General features: G+C 66.0%; 5 protein-coding genes. 4 read left to right on the forward strand and 1 reads right to left on the reverse strand.

Going from position 1 to position 4,621, the window contains the following annotated elements; translation table 11 throughout:
- The 4 genes from RMO04_RS03580 to RMO04_RS03595 form a co-directional block, all read left to right on the forward strand.
- Positions 1–305, forward strand: a 305-nt coding sequence (locus RMO04_RS03580) for a CpaE family protein (RefSeq protein WP_405041459.1), incomplete at its 5' end; no start/stop codon positions are given.
- Position 306: 1 nt separating this feature from the next.
- Entirely contained in the window at positions 307–1,851 is a 1,545-nt protein-coding gene (locus RMO04_RS03585) for a CpaF family protein (protein WP_309643424.1), read from the forward strand.
- A 3-nt stretch (positions 1,852–1,854) separates the two neighbouring features.
- Positions 1,855–2,847, forward strand: a complete 993-nt coding sequence (locus RMO04_RS03590) for a type II secretion system F family protein (protein ID WP_309643425.1) — start codon at positions 1,855–1,857, stop codon at positions 2,845–2,847.
- A gap of 10 nt (positions 2,848–2,857) precedes the next feature.
- Positions 2,858–3,853, forward strand: a complete 996-nt coding sequence (locus tag RMO04_RS03595; protein ID WP_309643426.1) for a type II secretion system F family protein — start codon at positions 2,858–2,860, stop codon at positions 3,851–3,853.
- 87 nt (positions 3,854–3,940) lie between these two features.
- Here RMO04_RS03595 and RMO04_RS03600 read toward each other — a convergent pair.
- On the reverse strand, positions 3,941–4,621 hold a 681-nt coding region (locus RMO04_RS03600), incomplete at its 5' end, for a sensor histidine kinase (RefSeq protein ID WP_309643427.1).

Here is a 4,621-nt window from a genome sequence, read left to right on the forward strand (position 1 = left end):
TCCGCCGCGCGCGGCCCAACGACGCGCCGCCGCGACTGGTGCTGAACCAGGTGGGCGTCCCCGGCCGCCCTGAAATTCCGGTCAAGGACTTCGGCGAGGCGATCGGCCTGACGCCCGCCCTGTGCCTGCCGTTCGATCCCAAGCTGTTCGGCCAGGCGGCCAACAGCGGCCAGATGATTTCCGAGGTGGGACCGAAGTCGCGCTCGGCCGAAGGGCTTGACCATCTGGCCCAGCAGATCGCGCGCCGTGATCCGCCTGCCGTCCAGAAGACCTCGCTGCTCTCCAGCCTGCTGAAGCGCAAATAGCATGTTCGGCAAGCGTCCCACCGAAGGCGAAACGCCCCGGCCCCGGCCGGCCCCGCCACCGCCGGCGGCGAGCGAGGGCGCGCCCATCGCCACCCGTCCGCAGCGGATCGAGCCCGTCGCATCGCCGCAAGCGCACACCGCGCCCCAGGCCATTCCTGTCCCGACCAAGGCCGAGCGCGCCGCCCAGAACGCCGGGCCCAAGCCGACCCTGGCTTTCGAGCAGCTTCGCGCCGCCCAAGGCCCCGCGCCCGCCACCCAGGTGGTCCGCGAGCAGTCCGACTATTACCACGCGACGAAGACCACGATCTTCAACGCCCTGATCAACACCATCGACCTGGCGCAGCTCGCCCAGTTGGACGTCAAGCAGGCCGGCGAGGAGATCCGCGACATCGTCGCCGAGCTGGTGGCGATCAAGAACGTCTCGATGTCGGTGGTCGAGCAGGACCAGCTGGTCCAGGACATCATCAACGACGTCCTTGGCTATGGGCCGCTGGAGCCGCTGCTGGCCCGCGACGACATCGCCGACATCATGGTCAACGGCGCCAGCCGGGTGTTCATCGAAGTCGCCGGCAAGGTGCAGCTCACCAATGTCAGGTTCCGCGACAACGCCCAACTGATGAACATCTGCCAGCGGATCGTCAGCCAGGTCGGCCGCCGTGTCGACGAAAGCTCGCCGATCTGCGACGCGCGACTGCCCGACGGCTCCCGCGTGAACGTGATCTCACCGCCGCTGTCGCTGGACGGACCCACGCTCACCATCCGGAAGTTCAAGAAAGACAAGCTGACCATGAAGAACCTGGTGGAGTACAACTCCATCAGCCCCGAGGGGGCGCGGGTTCTTGGCGTCATCGGCGCCTGCCGATGCAACCTGATCATCTCGGGCGGCACGGGCTCGGGCAAGACCACCCTGCTCAACACGTTGACCGCCTTCATCGACCCCACCGAACGTGTCGTGACCTGCGAGGACGCCGCCGAGCTGCAGCTCCAGCAGCCCCACGTGGTGCGCCTGGAAACCCGCCCGCCCAACCTCGAGGGTCAGGGCCAGATCACCATGCGCGACCTGGTCAAGAACTGCCTGCGGATGCGCCCGGAACGGATCATCGTCGGCGAAGTCCGCGGACCCGAGGCCTTCGACCTGCTGCAGGCCATGAACACCGGCCACGACGGTTCCATGGGCACGCTGCACGCCAACAGCCCGCGCGAAGCCATCAGCCGGATGGAGTCGATGATCACCATGGGCGGCTACGGCCTGCCGTCGCGCACCATCCGCGAGATGATCGTGGGCTCGGTGGACGTGATCATCCAGGCCGCCCGCCTGCGCGACGGTTCGCGCCGCATCACCCACGTCACCGAGGTGGTGGGCCTGGAAGGCGACGTGATCATCACCCAGGATCTGTTCGTCTACGAGATGACCGGCGACGATGCCGAAGGTCGGGTCGTGGGCCGCCACCGGTCGACCGGCATCGCCCGGCCGCGGTTCTGGGATCGGGCGCGCTATTACGGGCTGGAGCGTGAGCTCGCCGAAGCCCTCGACGCCTCGGAATAGGGCATGGGATCGACCCTCGTCACCCTGCTGATCGCGGTCCTCGGTTTCATCACCATCGCGGGCGTGGGCTTCGCGCTGGCCGGGGGCGACAACGGACAGGCCAAGACCGTCAAACGGGCGCAGTCCATCGTCGGCGGCGGCGAAGGCCGCAGCGCCGACGGTCGCCGGCGGCCGGCGGTGAGCGCGCAGGAGCAGCGCCGTCGGCAGATCCTCGAAACCCTGCGCGATCAGGATCGCAAGCAGAAGAAGGCGACGCTCAGCATCCGCGCCAAGCTTCAGCAGGCCGGGCTCGGCGACAACGTACGCATGTTCTGGATCGCCAGCGGCGTGACCGGCCTGCTGGTGCTGCTGGTGGTGGTCGTCCTCCAGCAGTCGCCCCTGATCGGCCTGGGCCTGGGCTTCGCCGCGGCCTTCGGCCTGCCGCGCTGGGTCCTGGGTTTGCTGGTCGCGCGCCGCGTGAAGAAGTTCACCGAGGTGTTTCCCGACGCCATGGACATCATCACACGCGGCATCAAGTCGGGCCTGCCGGTCCATGACAGCCTGCGCGTGATCGCCCGAGAGACATCCGAGCCGATGGCAGGCCAGTTCAACCGGCTCGTCGAAGGCATCAGCATGGGTGTGTCGATGGACCAGGCCCTGGACCGGATGTACGAGCAGATGCCCACCCCGGAGGTGCGGTTCTTCTCCATCGTCCTGGCGATCCAGAGCAAGACCGGCGGCAACCTGGCCGAGGCCCTGGGCAACCTCTCCACCGTCATCCGCGCGCGCAAGCTGATGCGTGAGAAGATCAAGGCGCTGTCGGGCGAGGCCGTGGCCTCGGCCTGGATCATCGGCTCCCTGCCGCCTGGCGTCATGGGGCTGATCTGGCTGACGGCGCCGGCCTACATGACGCCGCTGTTCGTCGATCCGCGCGGCCAGGTCATGTTGATGGGCGGCGCCTTCTGGATGGCCATGGGCATCCTGACGATGCGCAAAATGATCAACTTCAAGTTCTAAGGGGCCGGCGATGGGATTTGTCGGCGTCATCAGCAATCCGGACAACCTGCTGGCGGCCTTTGTCGCCGCGGTGGTCTTCGCGACCATCGTCAGCATCGCCATGCCGTTGATGACCCGCTCCAGCCTGGAAACCCGGTTGAAGTCGGTCTCGAGCCGACGCGAGGAGCTGCGGCGCAAGTCGCGTGAGGCGCTGGCGACCAAGAACAGCGGCCAGGGCACCCTGCGCCACACCGACGAAGGCATGTACAAAAAGGTCGTGGAGCGCCTGCAGCTCTCACGCCTGCTGGAGGACCCGCAGGTGGTGGAGAAGCTGGCCCAGGCCGGCTATCGCGGCCCCAAGCCGATCTCGACCTTCTACTTCTTCCGCTTCGTCCTGCCCTTCATCTTCGCCGCCGTCATCGCGTTCTACCTGTTCGTGATCAATGATTTCGGGCTACCGACCATGACCCGGACCCTGTTCTCGGTGGGGGGGCTGACGCTCGGCTACTACGCGCCCAACGTCTACATCGGCAACGTGGCCACCAAGCGCCGCGAGTCCATCGTCGGCGCCTTTCCCGACGCCCTGGACCTGTTGCTGATCTGCGTGGAGAGCGGCATGTCCATCGAGGCCGCGATCCAGAAGGTCGCCGCCGAGATCGGCTCGACCTCCATCGAGTTGGCCGAGGAGCTGACCCTGCTCACGGCCGAGATCTCCTACCTGCCCGAGCGCCGCCAGGCCTATGACGGACTGTCGCGGCGCACCAACCATCCGGGCATCAAGTCGGTCATGACCGCGATGATCCAGGCCGAACGCTACGGCACGCCGCTCGGCGCCGCCCTGCGGGTCATGGCCAAGGAGAACCGCGAGATGCGCCTGGCCGCCGCCGAGAAGAAGGCCGCCCAGCTTCCCGCCAAGCTCACCGTGCCGATGATCCTGTTCTTCCTGCCGGTGCTGTTCGTGGTCATCCTCGGGCCGGCGGTGATGAAGGTCACCGACATGATGGCGTCCAACGCCCAGGTTCCATAGGCGAACGCCTCGCGCAGGAGGCCTCCAGCGCCAGGTTCCCAGGCGCCCGGGCTCGCGTCGGCTATGGGTGGAAAGCGGACAAAACCGTCAGGCTGCTTCTACAAACCTGGAAGCAAAAGCAGCGGAAAAAACCGAAACGCTCATTCCGGGAGGACCGGGGTTGATCTCCAAATGCCCACCAAGCTGCTTCACCAGGGAAGCCACAATGACGCTTCCGAGACCTCCTTGGCTTGGCGGCGCTCCGCTAAGTTTGCCGACGCCATTGTCCGCTACTCTTAGTCTCCAAGCGACTCCTTGGCTCTCGTAGGTCACCACCACGCGCGCATCAGATCTTGCGATCGGGAAAGCATATTTGAGGGCATTGATCACAAGCTCCGTCACGATGAGGCCGAGGCTCACCGCCTCGCTTGAGCCGATCAACCCATCGTCGGCGATAACCTCCAGAATAGGCGGGTGGCTGCCTCCGATCATCGACGAGCCGAGGCTTCCGCATAGCTTGGACAGGTAGGGACCCATTGCAATCTGTTCCACGCCATCAGTCGCGTGGAGGTGGCCTTGGACTGCGGCGACGGACATTACGCGTTCATGGGCGTCACGGAGGTGTTCCCGGCTTTCGTCGGATGTCACCGCCTTAGCCTTGAGCAGCAGGATAGACGCGATGATCTGCAGGCTGTTGGCGACACGGTGCTCCATCTCCTGCAGCATCACCTGTTTCTGGCTCAGCAGTTCCTCCGTCGTGACGAGAAGCTCCGCCTTGTCCTTCAGCAG

It is taken from the genome of Phenylobacterium sp. (genome assembly GCF_031412415.1).
Classification (GTDB): Bacteria; Pseudomonadota; Alphaproteobacteria; order Caulobacterales; family Caulobacteraceae; genus Phenylobacterium.

What these genes read in the sequence shown, in the direction of transcription:
- RMO04_RS03585 (WP_309643424.1), top strand. Translation starts at nt 307, where the DNA reads ATGTTCGGCAAGCGTCCCACCGAAGGCGAAACGCCCCGGCCCCGGCCG.
- RMO04_RS03590 (WP_309643425.1), top strand. Translation starts at nt 1,855, where the DNA reads ATGGGATCGACCCTCGTCACCCTGCTGATCGCGGTCCTCGGTTTCATC.
- RMO04_RS03595 (WP_309643426.1), top strand. Translation starts at nt 2,858, where the DNA reads ATGGGATTTGTCGGCGTCATCAGCAATCCGGACAACCTGCTGGCGGCC.